The 21,588-nt window shown below is 65.9% G+C and carries 20 protein-coding genes; 12 read left to right on the top strand and 8 right to left on the bottom strand.

Annotated elements, in window-relative coordinates; all coding sequences use genetic code 11:
• Positions 1 to 8: 8 nt before the first annotated feature.
• Together KQ910_RS11690 and KQ910_RS11685 are read left to right on the top strand one after the other, a co-directional pair.
• On the top strand, positions 9 to 2,045 hold the full coding sequence (locus KQ910_RS11690; RefSeq protein ID WP_216959911.1) for a bifunctional aldolase/short-chain dehydrogenase: 2,037 nt from the start codon (positions 9 to 11) through the stop codon (positions 2,043 to 2,045).
• A 25-nt stretch (positions 2,046 to 2,070) separates the two neighbouring features.
• Positions 2,071 to 2,967, top strand: a complete 897-nt coding sequence (locus KQ910_RS11685; RefSeq protein ID WP_229600389.1) for a TauD/TfdA dioxygenase family protein — start codon at positions 2,071 to 2,073, stop codon at positions 2,965 to 2,967.
• On the opposite strand, the gene KQ910_RS11680 is transcribed toward KQ910_RS11685, so the two are convergent.
• On the bottom strand, positions 2,964 to 3,605 hold the full coding sequence (locus KQ910_RS11680; RefSeq protein ID WP_216959908.1) for a glutathione S-transferase family protein: 642 nt from the start codon (positions 3,603 to 3,605) through the stop codon (positions 2,964 to 2,966). The genes KQ910_RS11685 and KQ910_RS11680 overlap by 4 nt on opposite strands.
• 64 nt (positions 3,606 to 3,669) lie before the next feature.
• Between KQ910_RS11680 and KQ910_RS11675 the strand changes: the two genes are divergently transcribed.
• A complete protein-coding gene (locus tag KQ910_RS11675; RefSeq protein WP_216959905.1) occupies positions 3,670 to 4,698 on the top strand; it encodes an aldo/keto reductase in 1,029 nt (342 codons plus the stop codon).
• 10 nt (positions 4,699 to 4,708) lie between these two features.
• The gene (locus tag KQ910_RS11670) at positions 4,709 to 5,536 is read left to right on the top strand and encodes an amidohydrolase family protein (protein ID WP_216959903.1); all 828 of its coding nucleotides are present in this window, start codon (positions 4,709 to 4,711) and stop codon (positions 5,534 to 5,536) included.
• Positions 5,537 to 5,609: 73 nt separating this feature from the next.
• Here the strand turns inward: KQ910_RS11670 and KQ910_RS11665 are convergent, their stop codons facing one another.
• Genes KQ910_RS11665 through KQ910_RS11655 form a run of 3 tightly spaced genes read right to left on the bottom strand, consistent with a single transcriptional unit; the run spans position 5,610 to position 8,626 of the window.
• Positions 5,610 to 6,377, bottom strand: coding sequence for an SDR family NAD(P)-dependent oxidoreductase (locus KQ910_RS11665; protein ID WP_216959901.1), 768 nt, complete (start codon positions 6,375 to 6,377; stop codon positions 5,610 to 5,612).
• The gene (locus KQ910_RS11660) at positions 6,377 to 6,835 is read right to left on the bottom strand and encodes a CHRD domain-containing protein (protein WP_216959898.1); all 459 of its coding nucleotides are present in this window, start codon (positions 6,833 to 6,835) and stop codon (positions 6,377 to 6,379) included. Before KQ910_RS11660 ends, KQ910_RS11665 begins: the two co-directional genes overlap by 1 nt.
• A gap of 45 nt (positions 6,836 to 6,880) precedes the next feature.
• Entirely contained in the window at positions 6,881 to 8,626 is a 1,746-nt protein-coding gene (locus KQ910_RS11655) for a flavin-containing monooxygenase (RefSeq protein WP_229600388.1), read from the bottom strand.
• 88 nt (positions 8,627 to 8,714) lie between these two features.
• Here KQ910_RS11655 and KQ910_RS11650 point away from each other — a divergent pair, with 88 nt between their 5' ends.
• The 3 genes from KQ910_RS11650 to KQ910_RS11640 are packed head-to-tail and all read left to right on the top strand — an operon-like array spanning position 8,715 to position 11,924.
• On the top strand, positions 8,715 to 9,854 hold the full coding sequence (locus tag KQ910_RS11650; protein ID WP_216959892.1) for an amidohydrolase family protein: 1,140 nt from the start codon (positions 8,715 to 8,717) through the stop codon (positions 9,852 to 9,854).
• The gene (locus KQ910_RS11645; protein ID WP_369408326.1) at positions 9,855 to 10,697 is read left to right on the top strand and encodes a DMT family transporter; all 843 of its coding nucleotides are present in this window, start codon (positions 9,855 to 9,857) and stop codon (positions 10,695 to 10,697) included.
• A 24-nt stretch (positions 10,698 to 10,721) separates the two neighbouring features.
• Positions 10,722 to 11,924: a pyridoxal phosphate-dependent aminotransferase gene (locus tag KQ910_RS11640; protein ID WP_216959889.1), complete on the top strand. Its 1,203-nt coding sequence runs from the start codon at positions 10,722 to 10,724 to the stop codon at positions 11,922 to 11,924.
• Between the two features lie 156 nt (positions 11,925 to 12,080).
• Here KQ910_RS11640 and KQ910_RS11635 read toward each other — a convergent pair whose 3' ends face one another.
• From KQ910_RS11635 to puuE, 3 genes are all read right to left on the bottom strand, one after another.
• A complete protein-coding gene (locus KQ910_RS11635; protein WP_216959887.1) occupies positions 12,081 to 13,058 on the bottom strand; it encodes a Bug family tripartite tricarboxylate transporter substrate binding protein in 978 nt (325 codons plus the stop codon).
• A 118-nt stretch (positions 13,059 to 13,176) separates the two neighbouring features.
• Positions 13,177 to 13,629, bottom strand: coding sequence for a lysozyme family protein (locus KQ910_RS11630; RefSeq protein ID WP_216959885.1), 453 nt, complete (start codon positions 13,627 to 13,629; stop codon positions 13,177 to 13,179).
• Positions 13,630 to 13,865: 236 nt separating this feature from the next.
• A complete protein-coding gene (gene puuE, locus KQ910_RS11625) occupies positions 13,866 to 14,780 on the bottom strand; it encodes an allantoinase PuuE (RefSeq protein ID WP_216959884.1) in 915 nt (304 codons plus the stop codon).
• A 91-nt stretch (positions 14,781 to 14,871) separates the two neighbouring features.
• Between puuE and KQ910_RS11620 the strand changes: the two genes are divergently transcribed.
• The 4 genes from KQ910_RS11620 (at position 14,872) to KQ910_RS11605 (ending at position 18,755) form a co-directional block, all read left to right on the top strand.
• Complete coding sequence (locus tag KQ910_RS11620; protein WP_216959881.1) at positions 14,872 to 16,113, top strand: Zn-dependent hydrolase; 1,242 nt, start codon at positions 14,872 to 14,874, stop codon at positions 16,111 to 16,113.
• A gap of 130 nt (positions 16,114 to 16,243) precedes the next feature.
• Positions 16,244 to 17,398 (top strand): M20 family metallopeptidase, encoded by a 1,155-nt coding sequence (locus KQ910_RS11615; RefSeq protein WP_216959879.1) that lies wholly within the window; start codon positions 16,244 to 16,246, stop codon positions 17,396 to 17,398.
• An 89-nt stretch (positions 17,399 to 17,487) separates the two neighbouring features.
• Entirely contained in the window at positions 17,488 to 17,970 is a 483-nt protein-coding gene (locus KQ910_RS11610; RefSeq protein ID WP_216959877.1) for a PaaI family thioesterase, read from the top strand.
• 38 nt (positions 17,971 to 18,008) lie between these two features.
• Positions 18,009 to 18,755 carry an alpha/beta fold hydrolase gene (locus KQ910_RS11605; RefSeq protein WP_216959874.1) on the top strand — a complete coding sequence of 249 codons (747 nt, stop codon included), beginning with the start codon at positions 18,009 to 18,011 and terminating at the stop codon, positions 18,753 to 18,755.
• Between the two features lie 151 nt (positions 18,756 to 18,906).
• On the opposite strand, the gene KQ910_RS11600 is transcribed toward KQ910_RS11605, so the two are convergent.
• Positions 18,907 to 20,592, bottom strand: a complete 1,686-nt coding sequence (locus KQ910_RS11600; RefSeq protein ID WP_216959871.1) for an AMP-binding protein — start codon at positions 20,590 to 20,592, stop codon at positions 18,907 to 18,909.
• 36 nt (positions 20,593 to 20,628) lie between these two features.
• On the opposite strand from KQ910_RS11600, the gene KQ910_RS11595 reads away from it, so the two are divergent.
• Positions 20,629 to 21,537 (top strand): PhzF family phenazine biosynthesis protein, encoded by a 909-nt coding sequence (locus tag KQ910_RS11595; RefSeq protein WP_216959868.1) that lies wholly within the window; start codon positions 20,629 to 20,631, stop codon positions 21,535 to 21,537.
• The last annotated feature ends 51 nt before the right edge of the window (positions 21,538 to 21,588 follow it).

Raw genomic sequence — 21,588 nt, 5'->3', positions numbered from 1 at the left:
GCAGCGCCATGAAGAACCTCTGGTCCGACAGCGATGCCCGGCAAGCCATCGCGAGCCATGCCGCCAAGGGCATCGACGAGGATCTGGCGTTGCGCGTTTACACGACGCGCCTGCTGGGTGGCGAGCCGAGGCTGGTGCTGCACGGCGGCGGCAATACATCGGTAAAGACGCGCATGGCGGACGTCACAGGCCAGGCGCTCGACGTGCTCTGCGTGAAGGGCAGCGGCTGGGACATGGGGACCATAGAGGCGCCCGGCCTGCCCGCCGTCCGCCTCGCGCCGCTGCGCGAGCTGGAGGGGCTGCAGGCATTGTCCGATGAGGACATGGTGAACGTGCAGCGCGCGAACCTGCTCGACAGCAAGGCGCCCAACCCGTCGGTCGAAACGCTGCTGCACGCGTTCCTGCCCCACAAGTTCATCGACCATACCCATTCCAATGCGGTGCTGGCGCTGACTGACCAGCCCGACGGCGCAGAACTGGCCGCCGATCTCTACGGCAAGCGCGCGGCGCTGGTGCCCTATGTCATGCCGGGCTTTGCGCTGGCCAGGAAGACCGCCGAGATCGCACGCGCCCATCCCGACGTCGAGGGATTGATCCTGCTGAAGCACGGCATCTTCTCGATGGGCGCGACGGCCGAGGAAGCCTATGTCCACATGATCGACCTCGTGACCATGGCCGAGCAGCGCCTCGCCAAGGCCACGCGGAAGATCTTCCCAGGCGCGACTCTGCCCGCGACGCCGGCGACGGCAGCGGAGATCGCGCCGATCCTGCGCGGGCTGTTCTCGCTGCCGGCAAAAGCCGGTGGCCGTGAAGCCGCGCAGCGTTTCGTCTTCGAGTTCCGCAGTTCGCCGGAGATCCTGGCCTATGTGAACGGCAAGGAGATCGCGCGTTACAGCCAGCAGGGTCCGGTGACGCCCGATCATGCGATCCGTACCAAGAACGTGGCCTTCATCGCGCCCGCGCCGGAGGCCGGCAACCTCGATGCGTTCAAGAGCGAGGCCAAGGCCGCGCTCGAGAAATTCGCCGCCGACTATCACGCCTACTTCACGCGCTACAACGGCAAGCAGATCGTCGCAAAGAAGGAACTCGACCCGATCCCGCGCGTGGCGCTGGTGCCGGGCGTCGGCCTGTTCGGCATCGGCAACAGCTCGAAGGACGCGAATATCGCGGCCGACCTCGCCGAGACGACGGTGGCGGTGATCGCCGACGCCGAGCGGCTCGGCACCTACGAGTGCATTCCCGAGCCCGACATCTTCGATATCGAATACTGGTCGCTCGAACAGGCAAAACTCAGCAGCGCGGCCGAGAAGCCGCTGGCGCGGCGCATCGTCGTCGTGACCGGCGGCGCTTCGGGCATCGGCGCCGCGACCGCTGCCGCCTTCGCGCGCGAGGGCGCCGAAGTGGCGGTGCTCGACCGCGATGTCTCCAGGGTGAAGGGCTTCGGTATTGCCTGCGACGTGACCGATCCGAAGTCGGTGCGCGCGGCGTTCGACACGGTGGCCGCGACCTATGGCGGCGTCGATATCGTCGTCTCCAACGCCGGCGCCGCCTGGCAGGGCCGCATCGGCGACGTCGACGAGGCCGTGCTGCGCCAGAGCTTCGAGCTGAACTTCTGGGCGCACCAGAGCGTGGCGCAGAACGCCGTCCGCATCATGCGCACCCAGGGACTGGGCGGCTGCCTTTTGTTCAACACCTCCAAGCAGGCGGTGAATCCGGGACCGGACTTCGGCCCTTATGGGCTGCCGAAAGCGGCGACGCTGTTCCTGATGCGCCAGTATGCGCTCGACCATGGCGGCGACGGCATCCGCGCCAACGCCGTGAACGCCGACCGCATCCGCACGGGTCTCCTGACGGACGAAATGATCGCACAGCGATCCAGGGCGCGCGGCCTCAGCGAGGCCGACTACATGGGCGGCAACCTGCTCGGCCTCGAAGTCACGGCCGACGACGTGGCGCAGGCCTTCGTTTCGCTGGCCAAGGCGTCGAAGACGACGGGCGCTGTCACGACCGTGGACGGTGGTAATATCGCGGCCGCCCTGCGCTAGGGTTCCTCACCAAAGGGAGGTCCTGTTGTCGATCGAGACGCGTTCCCTCCAGCCGCTCCAACTGTCGTTCGCCGGCGAGATGACCGGCATCGACGCGACGCGCCCGCTGACGCCCGCCGATGTCGCCGCCGTCGAGGCCGGCATGGACAAGTATGCCGTGCTGGTGCTGCCCGGCCAGAACATGACCGACGAGCAGCAGCTCGCCTTCACGCGCAACTTCGGGCCTTTGCAGGAGGGTGCCAACACGACGCTGACAGCAACCACAATGCGCCTGGGCGGGGCCTTCGCCGACGTCTCCAACCTCGACAAGGACAACAAGCGCCTCGAACGCAACGACCGTCGCCGCATGGCCGCGCTGGGCAACCGGCTGTGGCATTCCGATGCCACGTTCCGCATCGTGCCGGCGCGCTATTCCCTGCTGAGCGGCCGCATCGTGACGCGCGACGGCGGCAACACCGAGTTCGCCGACATGCGCGCCGCCTACGACGCGCTCGATGACGCGACCAAGGCCGAGATCGAGGACCTGGTCTGCGAGCATTCGCTGATCTATTCGCGCGGCCAGCTCGGCTTCACCGACTTCACCGACGACGAACGCCATCGCATGCGTCCCGTGCTGCACAGGCTCGTGCGCAAGCATCCGGTCACGGGCGCCAAGTCGCTGCTGCTCTCGGCGCATATCGGCGCCATCGTCGGCTGGCCGAGGCCCGAAGCCATGGCCTTCATCCGCGACCTGATGGAACACGCGACCCAGCCTGAATTCGTCTACGTCCATCGCTGGACGAAGAACGACTTCGTGATCTGGGACAACCGCACGACGATGCACCGCGTCCGCCGCTTCGACGACCTCAACATCGTCCGCGACATGCGCCGCACCACGACGATGAGCGAAGGTCCTACGGTCGAGGGACAGCAGGCGGCTTAACGCCCGTCGAACTCCGCATCCTTCTTCGGGATCAGGTCGTAGGGCAGCGCGAAGCCCGGCATTGCCTTGATCCTGTCGCGCCACGCCGCGAGGTTGGGACGCGAGTCGATCGACAGGCCGCCTTCATGGGCGAAGACCATGCGGCCCCAGCAGCCGATGTCGGCGATCGAGCAGGCATCGCCCACCAGCCATTCGCGCCCCGCCAGCGCCTTGTCGGCGAAGTCGAGCGCGGCTTCGGCGCCGGGCCGGAAGAAGTTCACAATGTCCTGCGGCACGTCGGGACGGAAGCGCGCGAAGTGGCGGACGCGCGCCACGTTGGTGATGGCGTCGTTCTCCCACGACAGCCACTCGCGTGCCTGCCAGCGATGCTGCTCCGTCTTCGGCTCGAAGCAGCCGGTGGTGCGCGCGAGATAGTCGAGAATCACGTTCGACATCACCAGCGTGAGCCCGCGATGACGAAGCACCGGCACCTGTCCATAGCGGTTGATCGCGAGATGCTCGGCTTCCTTCTGCACGCCGTTCTTGAGGTTGACCGTGCGGAACGAGAACGGCAGGCCCGAGAGCGCCAGGAAGAGCATCGGCTTGTAGCTCGAACTCGACGTGAAACTGCCGTGCAGAACGAGGCGCTCGTCGCTCATGGTCTCTCCTGTGGCGTTGGCCCGAGGCAATTCGTACTCTCCCCCGTCTCCGGAGGAAACGAACATGACAGCGCTCAAGCGCCGGCAGGTCGGAAAAACGAAACTCGAAGTCACCGAGATCGGTCTCGGCGGTGCGCCGATGGGCGGGTTCCGCGCCACCATCTCCGATGCGGAAGCGGTGCAGCTCACCAACGACGGATACGATTCCGGCATCCGCTACTTCGATACCTCGCCGTTCTATGGCTATGGCCGCAGCGAGTTGCGCATGGGTGCGGCGTTGCGCGAGAAGCCGCGCGACAGCTACGTCCTGTCGACCAAAGTCGGCCGCATCCTGCATGTGCGGAAGCCGGGCGAAGTGCTGCCCAGGGATTTCCGCGAGAACGGCCTGCCGGGTTTCGTGCCCCAGTTCGACTACACCTACGATGGCGTGATGCGCTCGCTGGAGCACTCGCACTTCCGGCTGGGCCTCGACAGGATCGACATCGCACTGGTCCACGACGTCGATTTCTGGACGATCAAGGACCGCGCCCTCCTCGACGAACGCTTCAAGACGGTGATGGATTCGGGCTTCCGCGCACTCGACGAGCTGCGCAAGGCAGGCGTCATTTCCGCGATCGGCGTCGGCATCAACGAGAGCGACACCAGCACGCGCTTCATCAAAGCGGGCGACTTCGACTGCATGCTGCTGGCCGGGCGCTACACCCTGCTCGAACAGGGCGCGCTGGAGGAGTTCCTGCCGGAGTGCACCAGGCGCGGCGTCTCGGTGATCCTGGGCGGGCCATACAATTCGGGCATCCTCACCGGCAACGTGAAGACGGGTGCGACGCACGACTACGTGGCCGCGCCGCAGCACCTCGTCGACAAGGCACAGAAGATCGAGGCGGTGTGCCAACGGCACAGCGTGCCGCTCGGCGCGGCGGCGATGCAGTTCCCGCTGTTCCACCCTGCCCTTTGCGCGGTCATCCCCGGCGCGCTCAGCGTCGCGGAGGTAAAGCAGAACATCGCCCATATGAGCTTGAAGATTCCGGTCGAGCTGTGGAGCGAGCTGAAGCGCGAGAAGCTGCTCGATGCCGCGGCCCCTACACCCAACTGAGGTTACCTGAATGAAAATCGTAGACGCGCAGATTCATATCTGGTCGCAGACCGTGACACCGCCCTCGGGCCTGCATCGCAAGGTCGAGAGTTTCACGGCCGAACAGGCATTGAAGGAGATGGATGAGGCCGGCGTCTCCGCCGCGCTGATCCATCCGCCCTATAGCTGGGACCCGACCTCCAACCAGCTCGCCCTCGATGCCGCCAAGAAGTATCCTGATCGCTTCGCCGTGATGGGCCAGTTCCCGCTGACCGATCCCGACAGCCGCAACCGCATCAAGGGCTGGCGCAACCAGCCCGGCATGATGGGCCTGCGCTGGGCGTTGCTGCAGCCTTCCGAGCAGAAGTGGCTGAACGACGGGCTGCTCGACTGGGTGTGGCCGGCCGCCGAGAAGGAAGGCATCCCGGTCGCCACGATGGGCGGCATCTTCCCCGACAAGTTCCGCGAGATCGCCGAGGCACATCCCAACCTCAAGATGATCGTCGACCATTGCGGCCTCAACCGCCACGGCCAGGACGAGGAGGCCTTCATCCATCTCGACAAGCTGGTCGCGCTCGCCAAACTCCCCAACGTCGCGGTCAAGGCGACCGGCGCGCCGCATTATTCGACCAAGGGCTATCCGTTCAGGAACATCCAGGACGGGCTGCATCGCATCTTCGATGCCTTCGGTCCCAAGCGCTTCTTCTGGGGCACCGACATCACCCGCATGCAGTGCACCTACCGCCAGTGCGTGACCTTCTTCACCGAGGAGCTGCCCTGGCTGAAGGGCCGCGACCTCGAGGACGTAATGGGCCGCGGCCTGTGCGAGTGGATCGACTGGAAGCTGAAGTTCGACTGACCTGATATCCATCTTGATGCATCATGAGGCATCAAGATGGAGTGGAGGGGCCGGAACGATTCGTTCCGGCACGTCAGGCCATGTAGCCGCCATCGATGATCAGCGGACTGCCGATCATATAGGACGCGCCGTCCGAGCAGAGCCAGAGCACGCTCGCCGCGATCTCATCGGCGGAGGCGATCTTTCCACGCGGTGTCTGGCGCAGGATCTCGGCCTTCAGCTTCGGATCCTTCAGGTATCGGGCGATCGCGGGCGTGTCGACCCAGCCCGGACAGATTGCGCCGATGCGCAAGCCCGCCTTGGCATTCTCCAGCGCGGCACTCCGCGTCAGACCGATCACGCCATGCTTGGCGGCAGAATACGCCGCGCCGCCGGGAAACGGATAGCCGCGCAGCCCGTCGACCGAGGCGTTATTGACGATCACGCCATGGCCCTGCTCCAGCATCAGCGGAATCTGGTAACGCAGGCAGAGAAAGGCCGAGGTGAGGTAGCCGTCCATCGTCTTGCGCCAGCCGGTCTCGTCGCCGGTTGCCACCGGGCCGACATAGCCGCCGCTGCCGCCATTGTTGAACGCATAGTCGAGGCGGCCATGCTTCTTCGCGATCGCGGCGCAGAGCTTTGCGACGTCTTTGCCTTTCGAGACGTCGCAGGCGATCCACGACACGTTCTCCCGCTCGGCGCCCTTGATGGTCTTGAGCGCGGTCTTTGCCCGGCTCTCGCTGCGGCTGGCCAGGATCACGGTGGCGCCCTCGCGCGCGAAGGCGGTGACGGTCGCCAGGCCGATGCCGCTGCTACCACCGGTGACGAGCGCCACCTTCCCCTCCATTTCCGGGTAGGGCATCAGCGCTTCACGATCTGACCGCGAATTTCGCCGTCGGGATATTTCTCGGTCAGCACGTTGACGTACCAAAGGCCGGCCAGCACTTCCCGGGCCTGTTGCTCGGTGAGAGTCACGCCGTCGTTGACGGTCGAACGGTCGGCGTAGAACGGCACGTCGATCGGAACGACCTGCACGGCATTCTGGTCGGATGACGCCGGACCGTACAGACCGGCCTGCCGCACCGGACCGCTCAGCCGCACCAGGTTGAGCTTGTATTCCAGCACCCGGGTCGACGGCCGGTAGGTGGCGGCGAAATAGCCCTCGCCCTTGCTATCGGTGGCCGGCACCTCGCGCGCACCGCTCAGGTCGGCGCGCAGGTCGGTCTTCGGCAGGTTGGGCTCGCCCATGTTGAACGAGCAGGCCGAGGCCGCGAGCAGCGGCCCGAGGGACAGGATGAGGCGACGGGACGGGAGGCTCATGCTTCTAGTCTACGTCGCCAATCGCGCCGGCGTCCCCGCGCGACATCAAGCTTTGTGATGCACCGGCGCCCGGCCATAGACCGGCGTCGGCAGCCCCTCCATTCGCGCCTTGAGCTGCAGCGACAGGAAGATCGAATAGAGCCTGGACTGCATCAGGTTGCCGCCGTGGAACCACAGGTTTTCCTGCGCCGTCGGCTTCCACATGTTGCGCAGCTCGCCCTCCCAGGGGCCGGGGTCCTTGGCGGTGCCGGAGCCCAGGCCCCAGCACTTGCCCACCTTGTCGGCGACTTCGGGCGAGATCAGCTCCGCGGCCCACTGGTTCATCGAGCCGTAGCCGGTGGCATAGACGACGAGGTCGGCCTTCAGCTCGGTGCCGTCGTTCAGGACCACCGAGCCCTCGGTCAGGCGCTCGACCTCGACGCCGGACTTGAGCTTGATGCGGCCGTCGGCGATCAGCTCCGACGCGCCGACCTCGATATAGTAGCCCGAGCCGCGACGCAGATACATCGGGCCGATGCCGGTGCCGTCCTCGCCGAAGGTCAGCTTGAACCCGGCCTTCTCGAGCCGCTCATAGAAATCCGCATCGTCGCGCCGGATCTGGTCGACCACCGGCTTCATCACCTGGGGCAGCGCGCCATAGGGCATCGAGGCAGTGGTGAGGTCGGCAATCTCGGTGGTGATGCCCGACGCCACCGCCTCTTCCGAGTAGAGCGGCCGGTTGCGCGCCAGCGTCTCGGCGCGCACCACCAGCGTGGGCGAGCGCTGCAGCAGCGTCACGTCGGCGCCATGCTCCCAGAGGTCGGCAGCGATGTCGTGCGCGGAATTGTTGGAGCCCACGACGACGCAGCTCTTGCCAGCCCAGCCCTCGCCGCCGGGATGGGCGCTGGAATGATGCTGCTTGCCCTTGAAGTGCTCGGCACCCGGGAACGCCGGAATCTCCGGGAAGCCCGACATGCCCGTCGCGATCACGAGCTGCTTCGGCTTGAGCGTGACCTCCTTGCCGTCACGCTCGACGACGACGGTCCACTCGCCCTTCTTCCCATCCCACGACGAACTCTTGCAGGTGGTCGAGGACCAGTAATCGAGCTCCATGATCTTCGTATAGGACTCGAGCCAGTCGCCCATCTTGTCCTTGGGCGTATAGATCGGCCAGTGATCGGGGAACGGCAGGTACGGCAGGTGGTCGTACCAGACCGGATCATGCAGGCAGAGCGACTTGTAGCGATTGCGCCAGGCATCGCCGGGGCGCGGATTGGCGTCGACGATCAGGGTCGGGATACCGAGCCTCTTGAGACGCGCGCCGAGGCCGATGCCGCCCTGTCCGCCACCGATCACCAGCACGTAGGGCTGACGATCGTAGCCCAGCTCCTTCGCGTCGGCACGACGGCGGTCGGTCCACGTCACGCGATCCTTGAAGGCGCCATGCTGCGTGCCGTGCTCGCGCGACGGGCCCTTCTTCTCTTCGAAGCCCTTCAATTCCATCAGCGCGGTGAAGAAGGTCCAGGCCTTGCCGTCCTTCAGGCGGACGTGGCCCTTGCCTCGCCCCTGCGCCGTCTCGAACGTGAACCAGCCGGGCCGCCCTGCGAATTCGAAGGAGCCAGGTTTTACATCGCTGAGGCGCGCCTGGAGCATGTCAGAAATCGCAGAGCGGCTCTCGAGCGTCACGATGTTCCACGTGAAGGCCACGAGATCCCGCCAATAACACTCATCGGCGAACATCGCCGCTGCAGCATCGGTGTCGGCGCGCTTCAGCGCGGACGCAAACTCGGCAAGCCACTCGGTCTCGTTCATCGTCATCCCATTGCGACAGGCAGGCAGGCGGCGCACTCTAGAAGATGGACGACTCCAGAGGAATGGGGCGCCCAGGAGGAAACGAGCGATGAAGTACGATGTGATTTCCGCGGATGGGCATGTCGACCTGATCTGGTTGCCGCCGGATCTCTTCACCAGCAACGCGCCGGCTTCGCTGAAGGACCGGATGCCCCATGTCATCGACGGACCCAAGGGACCGGAATGGGTCAGCATCAAGGGCGCGAAGTTCGGTCTCGTGAACGGGATGGGCTCGGCGGGACGCGAGTACGTCCCGGGCATCATCCATCGTTCCGACCGCATGGCCTCGACCGGACTCTATGAAGACGGCAAGAAGGGCATCCGCCGTCTCACCGAAGTCGATCACCGGCTGAAGGACCAGGACCGCGACGGCGTGCAGGCCGAGGTGCTGTACGGCGTGCTGGGATCGAGCGGCCGCCTGAACGATCCGGAAGCCGCCATTGTGATGCTGCGCATCTACAACGACTGGCTCCACGATTTCTGCAAGGCCGCGCCCGACCGTCTGGTCGGTCTCGCCAACATCCCGAACTACGACATGGAGGAGTCGGTCGCCGAGGCGATGCGCTGCGCCAAGCGCGGCGTGAAAGGCCTCGACATCGCCAATCGTCCCGACATGACGCCGCTCTGGGACCCGTTCTGGGAGCCGCTGTGGAAGTTCGGCCACGAGACCGGCATTCCGCTGCACTTCCACACGATCGGCGGCCGCTCGCCCGACGTCACGAAGTACACGCCCGAAGTGCAGCGTCGCATCTTCGCCACGCACATCACCGGCTTCCAGATGCACATGAGCACCATGCTGATGGGCCTGATCTACTCCGGCGCGCCGGCGCGCTACTCCAACCTCAAGATCGTCATCGGCGAAGCCGGTCTCGGCTGGATCCCGTACGTTCTGCAGCACATGGACCTCGAATGGGAGGACCAGTTCAAGGACCTCGACCTCAAGATGAAGCCCTCGGAATACTGGCATCGCCAGTTCTACGCGACCTACCAGACCGACCCGGTCGGCATCGAGCTGCTGCGCCATCTCGGCGAGGACAATGTCATGTGGGGCTCGGACTATCCGCATCCCGACGGCATCTGGCCGGACAGCCAGGAGTTCCTGAGCAAGGAGCTGACCCAGGTCTCCGCCGAGACCAAGCGCAAGATCACGCGCGACAACGCGATGAAGCTGTATCAGCTGGCAAGCTGAGTGACGCCCGCAACGGGAGCGGCCCGCACGGCCCTCCTCACGACCTTCGCGATGCTGGCCTTTGCCAGCAACTCGCTGCTGTGCAGGATCGCGCTGCGCGACACGTCGATCGATGCGGCAAGCTTCACCTCCATCCGCCTGGCCTCGGGCGCGCTCGTCCTGTGGATCCTGCTGCGCTCGCGCGGGAGGCAACCGCTGGCGGCGGGCAGCTGGCCGATGGCGGCGATGCTGTTCGCCTACGCGGTCTGCTTCTCCTTCGCCTATCGCGACCTCACCGCGGCGACAGGTGCGCTGCTGCTGTTCGGCGCGGTGCAGCTCACCATGACCGCCTACGGCCTGTTCTCCGGCGAGCGCCTCCGCGGCCTGCGGCTCGTCGGCGTGCTGGTCGCGATCGCGGGCCTCCTCTGGCTGCTGCTGCCCGGCCTCTCGGCACCCCCGGCTCTTGCGGCGGGCCTCATGCTGGCGTCCGGAATCGCGTGGGGCATCTACTCCCTGCTCGGCCGTGGCGCCGGCGATCCCACGGCCGCGACCGGCGGCAACTTCATCCGCGCCGTGCCGTTCGCCGCCATCCTCAGCCTGGCCGTGGCGACGCAGGCCCAGCCCGACCAAACGGGCCTGATCTACGCCGTGGCCTCGGGCGCCGTGACCTCGGGCCTGGGTTATGTCCTGTGGTACGCCGCGCTGCCTGCACTTTCCGCCACGTCGGCCGCCACAATACAGCTCTGCGTGCCGGCCATTGCCGCGCTGGGGGGCGTGGTGCTACTCGCCGAGCCGATCACCGCGCGGCTGCTGTTCGCGTCGGCGGCCATCCTGGGCGGTATCGCCCTCACCATACGCAAGTAACGCAGGCAATTGCCCGAGGAAGCCATGTTCGAAGTTGCCGATCGTCTGAAGAACGTGAAGGTGTCGGCCTCGGCCGCGATGACCCGCAAGGTGCGCGAGCTGCGCGCGCAGGGCGTGAAGATCGTGGGCCTGTCCTCGGGCGAGCCTGACTTCCCCACCCCGGCGCACGCCATCGAGGCCGCGCATCAGGCGGCGCTGGCCGGCGACACCAAGTATCCGCCGCAGGACGGCGTGAAGTCGCTCAAGGAAGCGATTCAGCGCAAATTCAAGCGCGACAACAATCTCGACTATGCGCTGGACGAGATCATGGTCTCCAACGGCAGCAAGCAGATCATGTACGACGTGCTGATGGCCAGCGTGAACCCGGGCGACGAGGTCGTCATCCCCGCGCCGGGCTGGATCTCCTACGCCGACCAGGCCGTGATCGCCGGCGCGAAGCCGGTGTCCGTGTCGTGCCCGGAGAACAACCAGTTCAAGCTGCGCGCCTCCGATCTCGAAGAGGTCATTACCGCGAAGACCAAGTGGGTGGTGTTGAACTTCCCCAACAATCCGACGGGCGCGGTCTGCTCGCCGGCCGAGATGCGGCAGATCTGCGACGTGCTGCTCAAGCATAAGCACGTCATGGTGATGGCCGACGACGTCTACGAGCACCTGATCTATGGCGACGCGAAGTTCAGCACCGTGGCCGAGGTCGAGCCGGCGCTGAAGGACCGCACGCTCACGGTCAACGGCGCGTCGAAGGCTTACGCAATGACCGGCTGGCGCGTCGGCTTCGCCGGTGGCCCGCGCGCGATGATCGCGGCGATGACCAACATGCAGGGCCAGATCGGCTCGGGCATTTCGACGATCGGCCAGGCCGCTGCCACCGCGGCGCTGAACGGTCCGCAGGAGCTGTTGAAGGAGCGCGCCGCCGATTACCAGAAGCGCCGCGACGAGGTCGTGGCCATGCTGCGCGCCTCCAAGGGCGTCACCTGCCACATGCCCGAAGGCGCGTTCTACGTGTTCCCCAACATCGCGGGCTGCATCGGCAAGACGACCAGGGGCGGGCGCAAAATCACCAACGACACCGACTTCGTCACGGCGCTGCTGGAAGAGAAGCACGTCGCCACGGTCCAGGGCGCGGCCTATGGCATGAGCCCCTACTTCCGCATCTCCTACGCCACCGACATGGCAAGCCTGCGCGACGGCTGCACCCGCATCCAGGAGTTCTGCGCGGAGCTGCGCTAGCAGCTCGCGTCTGGAGAGAGCGAAAGATCCCGCGCTAGGCTCGGGACGACACACCCTTCTTCATCGGCGCGCCTGCGCCCGTGCCAAGATTGGTGTCATCCCGAACGAAGTGAGGGACCCTCGCCTTGCAGGCGATAGCCTGCCGGAGAGGCTGGATCATTCAGCCTTGATGCCGGCGAACTTGATCACCTTCGCCCATTTCTCGGTGGCCTCCGAGAGAATCTTCGCGAATTCGGCGGGCGTGCCGCCGAGCGGCGTGCCGCCCAGCTCGACGATCCGGTTCCTGATCTTCGGATCGGCAAGGCCGGCATTCAGCTGCTTGTTCAGCAGCTCGATGATACCTGCCGGGGTGCCCTTCGGCGCGCCGATGCCGGCGAAGCCACTGGCCTCGTAGCCCGGCACGAAGTCCGCGATCGGTGGCACGTCGGGCAGCACGTCCAGACGCGCCGCCGTCGTCACCGCGAGCGCACGCAGCTTGCCGGCCTTGATCTGCTGAACCGCCTCCGAAAGGGGCGCGAAGACCACCTGCACGTGACCGGCGATCAGGTCGGCGACGGCCGGCGCGCCGCCCTTGTAGGGCACGTGGACGAGGTTCAGCCCGGTCATCATCTTGAAGAGTTCGCAGGTGATGTTCTGCGGCGTGCCCTGTCCCGCCGAGCCGTAGTTGATCTTGCCCGGGTTGGCCTTGGCATAGGCGATGAACTCCGGCAGCGTCGCGGCCGGCACAGACGGATTCACCACGACGACATAGGCGAGCCGCGCGGCGCAGATGACCGGTGCGATGTCGCGCATGAAGTCGAAGCCAAGGTTGGAATAGAGCGCGGCATTGATCGCATGCGGCGTCACGACCTGCAGCAGCGTGTAGCCGTCGGGTGCGGCCTTTGCGACCGTCTCGGTCGCGATGTTGCCGCTGGCGCCGGGCTTGTTCTCGACGATGAATTGCTGCCCAAGGCGCTCGGTCAGCCATTCGGCCGCCAGGCGTGCCTGGATGTCGGTCGCCCCACCGGCCGGAAAGCCGACGAGGATGCGGGCGGGCTTCGAGGGATAGGCTTGGGCAAGCGCTACACTTGAGGCCGCGGGCAATGCAGCAGAGCCCACAGCCAGATGCACGAACGTGCGGCGGCGAATCTTCATGATGTTTCCTCCGCAGACTGCGCCATCTCGTGGATTTCAATCCATCCGGGCCAGCTGCGGGATCAGGCTACACCCGGCCTGTCGGCGGGAGGAAGGGGCGAATTCTTTTCGTCCGGCCCTACAGGGCGTTGATTTCCTTGACCTTGGCGGTGAGGCCCAGCTTGCGGTTGCAGAGGGGCCAGTGCCAGGTCTCGCCCTGCTCGAACATCACCCATTCGGTGAGTGACGCGGCCTTCTCGTAATCCTGCGCCGCCTCGATGGCTTCCTGGGTCGTCAGCACGGTACCGTCGCGCCTCTGCTGCATGGTGATGTAGGTGCGGGGCGTGTACTGGAAACGACCGTGATAGGTGCCGCGTCCGCCGGTGATGCGGTTCGAATGCGGGCCCCAGCTTCCGCTCTCGCAAATGGCGAGCGACTGCAAGACCTCGTTCTTGCGCGCCCTCACGAACGCCTCGTGCTCCGTAGGCCCCTGCGGGACGACGGCCGTCTCGACGGGCTTCTGGGCGCATCCCGAACCGACGCAGAGCGCGGCAAGCATGAGCGGGAGCGTGGCGGTTCGATGAATGTTCACGACCCGCCATTGTTCACATGATTTTATCCCCAGGGTAAACCCTGGGCTCGGCCTGCCCCTAAGAAGGAATTTGCGATGCCGCAGACACGAACGGGGCATGAGCCGACCCTCGTTAATTGCCGCCTACGCTGACTTAAACGCTTGCTTGCCTCCAAGAACGCCGGACACGCACACCTTTGCGCGGCGGCATCGCCGCCGACGCATTCGTGTACCATTTGTAACGGTGCAGGCAGCTTTCAGGCTGCACCGGCCGGATGTGTCTCGATCCAGTGCCGCGCGATCTCCTCGCGCGTCGCCACCCAGACCCTGGGCTTCGACGCCACGTAGTCGAGGAAGCGTGCCAGGGTCGCGGCGCGGCTCGGCCGGCCGGCGAGCCGGCAATGCAGGCCGATCGACATCATCTTGGGCGACCGCGCGCCCTCGGCATAGAGGACGTCGAAACTGTCTTTCATTGCCTGCAGCCAGCCGTCGCCCGCGGAGTAGCCGGGCGCGACACTGAACTTCATGTCGTTCACTTCCAGCGTGTAGGGAATGATCAGGTGCGGCTCTCCCGACACCTTCACCCAGTAGGGAAGATCGTCGCTGTAGGAATCGCTCGAATAGAGGAAGCCGCCATGCTTCACGACGGCTTCGAGCGTGTGCATGCCGAAGCGGCCGGTGTACCAGCCGACCGGCGCGCGGCCGGCGGCCTGCCTGATCGCCTTCACCGCCTTCTTCATGTGGTCGAGCTCCTGCTCGAGCGTGAAGTCCTTGTAGTTGATCCAGCGCCAGCCATGGCTCGCCACCTCGTGGCCGGCGTCGGCCATCGCCTTGCCGGCGGCGGGATTGAGTTCCAGCGCACGGCCCACCGCCCAAGAGGTGAAGCGCATGTTGCGCTCCTGGAAAAGCCTCAGGATGCGCCAGAAGCCGGCGCGGCTGCCGTACTCGTACATCGACTCGGTGGACAGATCGCGGGCTCCCACGAGCGGCGCGCCGCCCGGCGTCTCGGTCAGGAAGACCTCGGACGCCGCATCGCCGTTCAGGACCGTATTCTCCCCGCCCTCCTCGTAGTTCAGCACGAAGCTCACCGCGATGCGGGCATCACCCGGCCACTGCGCGTCCGGCGGATTGGCGCCATAGCCGATCAGGTTGCGGTCGAGATGGTCGTGCATGAGGCCCCCGGAGACGCGCCGCCCGAGTGCGGGCGATTGAAGCCCGACTATGGCGCGGCTATAGCTCGCGCGACAAGCTTGTGGAGGCGAGATGGGCGCGGCCGAAGCGATCAGGGAAGAGCGGCTATGGCGGCGGCACGCCGACATGGCGAAGCTGGGCGGCACGCCGAAGGGCGGCGTGAACCGGCAGGCGCTCTCGGCGGAGGACGCGGCGGCCCGCAACCTGCTCGGTTCTTGGGCAAAAGCGCGCGGCTTCTCGATCTCGACCGATGCCATCGGCAACCTCTTCGTGCGCCGCGAAGGCTCCGATCCCAACGCGCTGCCGGTGATGAGCGGCTCGCACATGGACAGCCAGCCGACTGGCGGCCGCTTCGACGGCATGTACGGCGTGCTCGCCGCCTTCGAGGCTCTGGAAGCCCTGGAGGATGCCGGCGTGAAGACGAAGCGTCCCGTCGTGGCCGTCGCCTGGACCAACGAGGAAGGCTCGCGCTTCCAGCCCGGCGCCATGGGCTCGGCGGTGTTCGCCGGCCACAACGATCTCGACCAGATGTTGCAGGTGAAGGACTGGAAGGGTGTCGTGCTGAAGGACGCGCTCGCGGAGACGCTGAAGGCCGCACCCGCGCCGATGCGCGAGGGCAAGCCCGGCTTCCCGCTCGACGGCTATGTCGAGGCCCATATCGAGCAGGGCCCGCGGCTGGAGAATGCGGCTACGACGATCGGCGTCGTCACCGCCATCCAGGGCAGCCGCCGCTACATCGTCACGACCGAGGGCGAAGAGGCGCATGCCGGCACGACGCCGCGCGCGGCCCGCAAGGATGCATTTGCCGCCGCCCTTCGCATCGCGCACGCGATGTACGAGGCGACGACCGACAAGGACGATATGCTGCGCTTCACCATCGGCCGGGTCGATGTCGGTCCGGGTTCGCCCAACACGGTGCCGGGCCGCACGACCTTCACCATCGACATGCGGCATCCCGACGACGCCGTGCTGGAAGCGCATGAGAAGAAGCTGAAGGAGATCGTGGCGATGAAGGCCGCCCCCTGCACCGCCGGCATCGAGCGCGTGACGGCCGTGCCGCCGACCAACTTCGATCCGATGGTGATCGACATGGTGCGCGCCAAGACCAATGCGCTCAGGCTCACCAACATGGACATGCCCTCGGGCGCCGGCCACGACGCCATGCACATCGCCCATCTCTGTCCCACCGGCATGATCTTCGTGCCCTGCGAGCGCGGCATCAGCCACAACGAGATCGAGAACGCCACGCCCCAGGACCTCGCCGCCGGCGCCCGCGTGCTGGTCGAGGTACTGGCCGAGCTCGCAAACCGCTAACCCTCCGTCGCCCTGGGCGGAGCGCCCTTGGGGCGCGTAGTCGAAGGGCCTCTCTTCGCGAAAAGAGGTCCTTCGACTACGCTACGCTCCGCTCAGGACGACGGATAACCTTTCAGAAAGTAATCGTGCCATGTCCAAGAAGATGCAGTCCGAACTCGTTGCAATCCTGTCCGACCTGATCGCCCTGCCGAGCCCCTACCCGCCCGGCACCTCGGTCGAGATCTGCGCCTATACGGCGAAGCGCCTGAAAAAGGCGGGCTACAAGGTCGAGATCGCGACGCACAAGAAGGGCGTCGACAATGTCGTGGCGCGGATGAAGGGCAAGGCGAAAGGCCCGGTCATCGCCTTCAACGCCCATGTCGACACGGTGGGCGTCGGCGAGCGCTCCAACTGGAAGAGCGATCCCTACAAGGCGCTGGTGAAGAACGGGCTGGTCCACGGCCTCGGCGCCGGCAACTGCAAGGGCAGCATGGCGGTGCAGATCTGGATCGCCGAGGAGATCGCGCGCCGCGGTGGTCCGGCCTCGGGCGAGCTGATCTTCACCTTCGTGGCCGACGAGGAGAATCTCGGACCCGAGGGCATGGAGTTCCTCCGCAAGAGCGGCAAGGTTCGGCCCGACGCGCTGATCCTGGGCGCGCAGACCGAGAACAACCTGATCGTGGCCGAGCGCGGCGTCATGTGGGCACGCCTCACCACCAAGGGCCGCGCCGCCCATGCCGGCAACCCGGCGGCCGGCGATAACGCCATCCTGCGCATGATGCGCCTCGTGGGCGCGCTGAGCTCCTACTACGACATGGCCCTGGCCACGCGCGTCTCCGGCGCAATGAAGTCGACCGTGAACATCGGCATGTTCCACGGCGGCCACAACACCAACGTCGTGCCCTCGGCCTGCACCGTCGAGATCGACCGCCGCCTGCTGCCCAACGAGAAGGTCAAGGATGCGTTCAAGGAACTGAAGAAAGTGGTCGACGGCGTCGGCGAGCCGAAGGCGATGTACGGCGTCGAGTTCCTGACCGGCACCAACGGCTTCTTCGCGCCCGAGAACGGCGCGGCGGTCGGCGCGTTCGAAGCGGCGGTGAAGACCCACAGCCGCCGCAAGGTGAAGTTCCTCAACGCCACCGGCGTGAGCGACGGCCGCTACTATGCCGACGACGGCATCGAGATCATCAACTTCGGTCCGGGCTCCGGCGCGCAGGGCCATGCCGCCAATGAGAGCGTGCCGATCGCCGAGATGGTCGACGCCGCCCACATCCAGCTCGACGTGGTGAAGCGGCTGCTGGGATAGAGGAAGGGCGACCGGGTCCGAATCCGGCCAGATGCCAACGGCATTCCACGGTAAGCGTACGAGAGAAACCGCAGTCGTGGAGCCAGCCGATGTCGAGCCCAGCCAACCCCAAGACCTATGGAACCGTCAGCGCCGAGGGCCGACGGGACATGACCGGCCTCGAATTCGTGCAGGGACTCGCGAACGGCACGCTGCCGCTCAACACGATTGCCGAGACGCTGGGCTACGACGTGGTCGAGGCGGCAAACGGCAGGGTCGTCGTCTCGATCGTGCCGACCGACCGGCATCTCAATCCCTCCGGCACTGTGCATGGCGGACTTGCGGCGACCCTGCTCGATAGCTGCATGGGCCTCGCGGTCCAGACGACCCTGGCCAAGGGACTTTCGCAGACGACGGTCGAGTTCAAGATCTCGCTGCTGCGGCCGATCACACCGGAAACCGGCCTGATCCACGCCGAAGGACTCGTGCTGAACGCGGGCCGCCGCGTCGGCACCGCGGAAGGTCGCATCACCGATCAGAAAGGCCGCCTCTTAGCGCATGGCACAACGACCTGTCTGATCTTTGCGTCGTGATCTGTGGCATGGCAGGCTGGCGGCGGGGAGAAAACACCATGCCGTTCTACGAAAAAGGCGACGTCCGCATTCACTACGAAGAGATGGGCTCGGGTCTGCCGCTGCTGATCATTCCCGGCGGCGGGCTGAACTCGACCATCGCGGGCCTCGACAAGACCCACCCGTTCAACGCGATGCGCGAATTCAGCGACCGGTTTCGCTGCATCTGCGCCGACCTGCGCAATGCCAATGGTGGCCAGTCGACCGGCCCGCTCGACATCGAGCGCACCTGGGACGCCATCACCGACGACCATGTCGGCCTGATGGACCATCTCGGCGCGAAGCAGTTCATGGTACTCGGCTACTGCATCGGCCAGCCGCTGATCTGGAACCTGATCAAGCGGGTGGGCGACCGCGTCATCGCCGCCGTGCTGACGCAGCCCTCCGGCTTCCGGCCCGAGCTGCCGAACCAGTTCTACGACAACAACATGAAGGGCTGGGGCCCCGACTTCGTGGCCAAGCGGCCCGAATACACGATGGAGCAGGTGAGCCAGTACCTCACCAACATGTACACGAAGAAGGCCGACTTCGTGTTCACCGTGCCGCGCGACTTCGTGAAGAGCTGCAAGACACCGATCCTCGTCGCCCCCGACGACAGCCCGCCGCATCCCTACAAGGTCGCGATGGAAGTGGCGATGCTGTCGCCCAATTCGCAGGTCACGCTCTATCCGTGGAAGGACACGCCCGAACGGGTGCCGCTCGCGGTGCGCCACATCCGGATGTTCCTGGAGGCGCACCGGCCGTAAGCACCGCGTCCGTGGCCCATCCTTCGAGACGCACGCCTGCGGCGTGCTCCTCAGGATGAGGTAGAATGAATCAAGCGAAACACCAGAACCTCACCCTGAGGAACGCCTCGTAGAGGCGCGTCTCGAAGGGCGGGAAGGCGCACAGTGTCCGCTAAGCCGTCTTCTGCGCCGTGAGCCCGAGCTTCTCGATCGTCTGTTCGCGCATCACGAACTTCTGGATCTTGCCGGTGATGGTCATCGGGAATTCCGGCACGAACTCGATGTAGCGCGGGATCTTGTAGTGGGCGATCTGGCCCTGGCAGAAGGTGCGGATCTCCTCGTCGGTCGTCGTCTGGCCGGCGTGCAGCTTGATCCAGGCGCAGACCGCCTCGCCGTAGCGCGGATCGGGCACGCCGATCACCTGCACGTCCTGTACCTTCGGGTGACGGTAGAGGAACTCCTCGATCTCGCGCGGATAGACGTTCTCGCCGCCGCGGATGATCATGTCCTTGAGGCGGCCGACGATGTTGACGTAGCCCTGCTCGTCCATGGTCGCGAGGTCGCCGGTGTGCATCCAGCCGGCCTCGTCGACGGCCTCCCTGGTCTTGGCCTCGTCGTTCCAGTAGCCCTTCATCACGGAGTAGCCGCGGGTGCAGAACTCGCCGGTCTCGCCGCGCGGCACGGTGCGGCCCTCGGTGTCGACGATCTTGATCTCGATGTGCGGCAACACCTGGCCCACGGTCGAGACGCGGCGCTCCACCGGATCGTCGGTGGCGCACTGGGTCGAGACCGGTGAGGTCTCGGTCATGCCATAGGCGATGGTGACCTCGCCCATGTGCATGTGGCTCTGCACCTTCTTCATCACCTCGATGGGACAGGGCGAGCCCGCCATGATGCCGGTACGCAGGCTCTTGAGGTCGAACTTCGCAAACTCGGGATGGTCGAGCTGGGCGATGAACATGGTGGGCACGCCGTACAATGCCGTGCAGCGCTCCTCGGCGACCGCCTGCAGCGTCGCCAGCGGATCGAAAGCCTCGGACGGATAGACCATCGTCGAGCCGTGCGTCAGGCAGCCCAGGTTGCCCATCACCATGCCGAAGCAATGGTAGAGCGGCACGGGGATACACAGCCGGTCCTCGGGCGTGAGCTTCAGTCCTTCGCCCACGAAGTAGCCGTTGTTCAGGATGTTGTGGTGGCTGAGCGTGGCGCCCTTGGGGAAGCCGGTGGTGCCCGAGGTGAACTGGATGTTGATCGCGTCGTCGAACTGCAGCAGCGGCGCCAGTTCGGCGATGCGCGCCTTCTCGGCATTGCCGCCGGCCGTCGCGACATCGTCGAAGTTCAACATGCCCGGCGTCTTCTCCTTGCCGAGCCGGATGACGTGCTTCAGGTGCGGCAGCTTGCCGTCCTTCACCAGGTCCTCGACGATCTCGAGATAGTTCGAGGTCTTGAGCGCCGGCGCCAGGATCAGCGCACGGCACTCGACCTTGTTCATCGCATATTCGAGCTCGGCGCGGCGGTAGGCCGGGTTCACGTTCACCAGCACGAGCCCCGCTTTCGCGGTCGCGAACTGCGCCAGCGTCCATTCCGACGTGTTGGGTGACCAGATGCCGACCCTGTCGCCGCGCTCGAGGCCCAAGGTCAGCAGGCCCGCCGCCAACTCGTCGACCCGGCGCCCCAGTTCGCCCCAGCTCCAGCGCACGTTCTGGTGGCGCACCACCAGCGCTTCGCGGTCGCGATGGGCCTCGACGGTGCGGTCGAAGAAAGCGCCGATCGTTTCGCCGATCAGCTTCTTCTCCGAGACGCCGTGATCGTAAGAGATACCGTGAGAGATTCTGGGGGCAGCCTGAGCTTTGGTCATGAATCGAGATTAGCGCGCCGTGCGAAATTTGAAATCATGAAACTCGATTTCGTCACCGTGGACGTCTTCACGGACCGCCAGTTCGGGGGCAACCCGCTGGCCGTCATCACCAATGCCCAGGGCCTGTCGGGCGAACGGATGCAGGCCATCGCCGCCGAGTTCAACCTGGCCGAGACGACCTTCGTCCTGCCGCCCCGGAACCCGGCCCACACCGCCGAGGTCCGGATCTTCACGCCCAAGGCCGAGATGCCCTTCGCCGGCCATCCCAATGTCGGCACCGCCTTCGTGCTGGCCCGCGCCGGCACCAGCTACGGCCGTCCGGTGACCGGCGACCGGCTGGTCTTCGAGGAAAAGGCCGGGCTGGTGAACATGGACATCGTCCGCGAAGGCGGCGCCGTCGTGGCGACCCGCCTGGCCGCCCCGGTGCCCCTGAGCTTCGGCGAGGAGATCGATCCCGCCCTCGTGGCCCAGGCCTGCTCGCTGAAGCCGGAGGACCTGAAGCTCGACGTCCATCCGCCCCGCGTCGCCTCCTGCGGCGCCCCCCTGCTGTTCGTCGAACTGAAGTCGCGCGAGGCCCTCAAGCGCGCCGCACCGCGTGCCGAGATCTTCGCGCGCGACCTGCCGCGCGAGCGCATCGTCGGCATCCATCTCTACGTTCAGGCGAAGGACGGCGAGATCGACGTCCAAACCCGCATGTTCGCGCCGGAGCACGGCATCCCCGAGGATCCTGCGACGGGTGCGGCCAACGTTGCCCTGATCGGCGTGCTGACGCATCACCGGCCAGAGACCAACATCACTCTGGCCAAGACGATCGGCCAGGGCTTCGACATGGGCCGCCCCAGCGTGCTGCAGGCCTCGGCCGAGAAGAAGGCCGGCAAGGTCATCGCGACCTACATCGGCGGTCGCTGCAAGCCGATGATGAGCGGTGTGATCGAACTGGAGTAGCGACAACTCTCTCTTTCAGACTCCTCGCCCCCGCTAGGGGGAGAGGTTGGG

This window comes from Reyranella humidisoli (genome assembly GCF_019039055.1).
GTDB lineage: Bacteria > Pseudomonadota > Alphaproteobacteria > Reyranellales > Reyranellaceae > Reyranella > Reyranella humidisoli.
Note: the sequence above shows the minus strand (reverse complement) of the source record. Positions and strands in the feature narration are given on the sequence as shown.

Excerpts from the sequence above, each read along its gene's own strand:
- puuE (WP_216959884.1), bottom strand. The coding sequence starts at position 14,780 with ATGCACGACCATCTCGACCGCAACCTGATCGGCTATGGCGCCAATCCG.
- KQ910_RS11655 (WP_229600388.1), bottom strand. The coding sequence starts at position 8,626 with ATGAACGAGACCGAGTGGCTTGCCGAGTTTGCGTCCGCGCTGAAGCGC.
- KQ910_RS11600 (WP_216959871.1), bottom strand. The coding sequence starts at position 20,592 with ATGACCAAAGCTCAGGCTGCCCCCAGAATCTCTCACGGTATCTCTTAC.
- KQ910_RS11670 (WP_216959903.1), top strand. The coding sequence starts at position 4,709 with ATGAAAATCGTAGACGCGCAGATTCATATCTGGTCGCAGACCGTGACA.
- KQ910_RS11675 (WP_216959905.1), top strand. The coding sequence starts at position 3,670 with ATGACAGCGCTCAAGCGCCGGCAGGTCGGAAAAACGAAACTCGAAGTC.
- KQ910_RS11690 (WP_216959911.1), top strand. The coding sequence starts at position 9 with ATGAAGAACCTCTGGTCCGACAGCGATGCCCGGCAAGCCATCGCGAGC.
- KQ910_RS11615 (WP_216959879.1), top strand. The coding sequence starts at position 16,244 with ATGTCCAAGAAGATGCAGTCCGAACTCGTTGCAATCCTGTCCGACCTG.
- KQ910_RS11610 (WP_216959877.1), top strand. The coding sequence starts at position 17,488 with ATGTCGAGCCCAGCCAACCCCAAGACCTATGGAACCGTCAGCGCCGAG.
- KQ910_RS11605 (WP_216959874.1), top strand. The coding sequence starts at position 18,009 with ATGCCGTTCTACGAAAAAGGCGACGTCCGCATTCACTACGAAGAGATG.
- KQ910_RS11650 (WP_216959892.1), top strand. The coding sequence starts at position 8,715 with ATGAAGTACGATGTGATTTCCGCGGATGGGCATGTCGACCTGATCTGG.
- KQ910_RS11640 (WP_216959889.1), top strand. The coding sequence starts at position 10,722 with ATGTTCGAAGTTGCCGATCGTCTGAAGAACGTGAAGGTGTCGGCCTCG.
- KQ910_RS11595 (WP_216959868.1), top strand. The coding sequence starts at position 20,629 with ATGAAACTCGATTTCGTCACCGTGGACGTCTTCACGGACCGCCAGTTC.
- KQ910_RS11680 (WP_216959908.1), bottom strand. The coding sequence starts at position 3,605 with ATGAGCGACGAGCGCCTCGTTCTGCACGGCAGTTTCACGTCGAGTTCG.
- KQ910_RS11665 (WP_216959901.1), bottom strand. The coding sequence starts at position 6,377 with ATGCCCTACCCGGAAATGGAGGGGAAGGTGGCGCTCGTCACCGGTGGT.
- KQ910_RS11635 (WP_216959887.1), bottom strand. The coding sequence starts at position 13,058 with ATGAAGATTCGCCGCCGCACGTTCGTGCATCTGGCTGTGGGCTCTGCT.
- KQ910_RS11620 (WP_216959881.1), top strand. The coding sequence starts at position 14,872 with ATGGGCGCGGCCGAAGCGATCAGGGAAGAGCGGCTATGGCGGCGGCAC.
- KQ910_RS11660 (WP_216959898.1), bottom strand. The coding sequence starts at position 6,835 with ATGAGCCTCCCGTCCCGTCGCCTCATCCTGTCCCTCGGGCCGCTGCTC.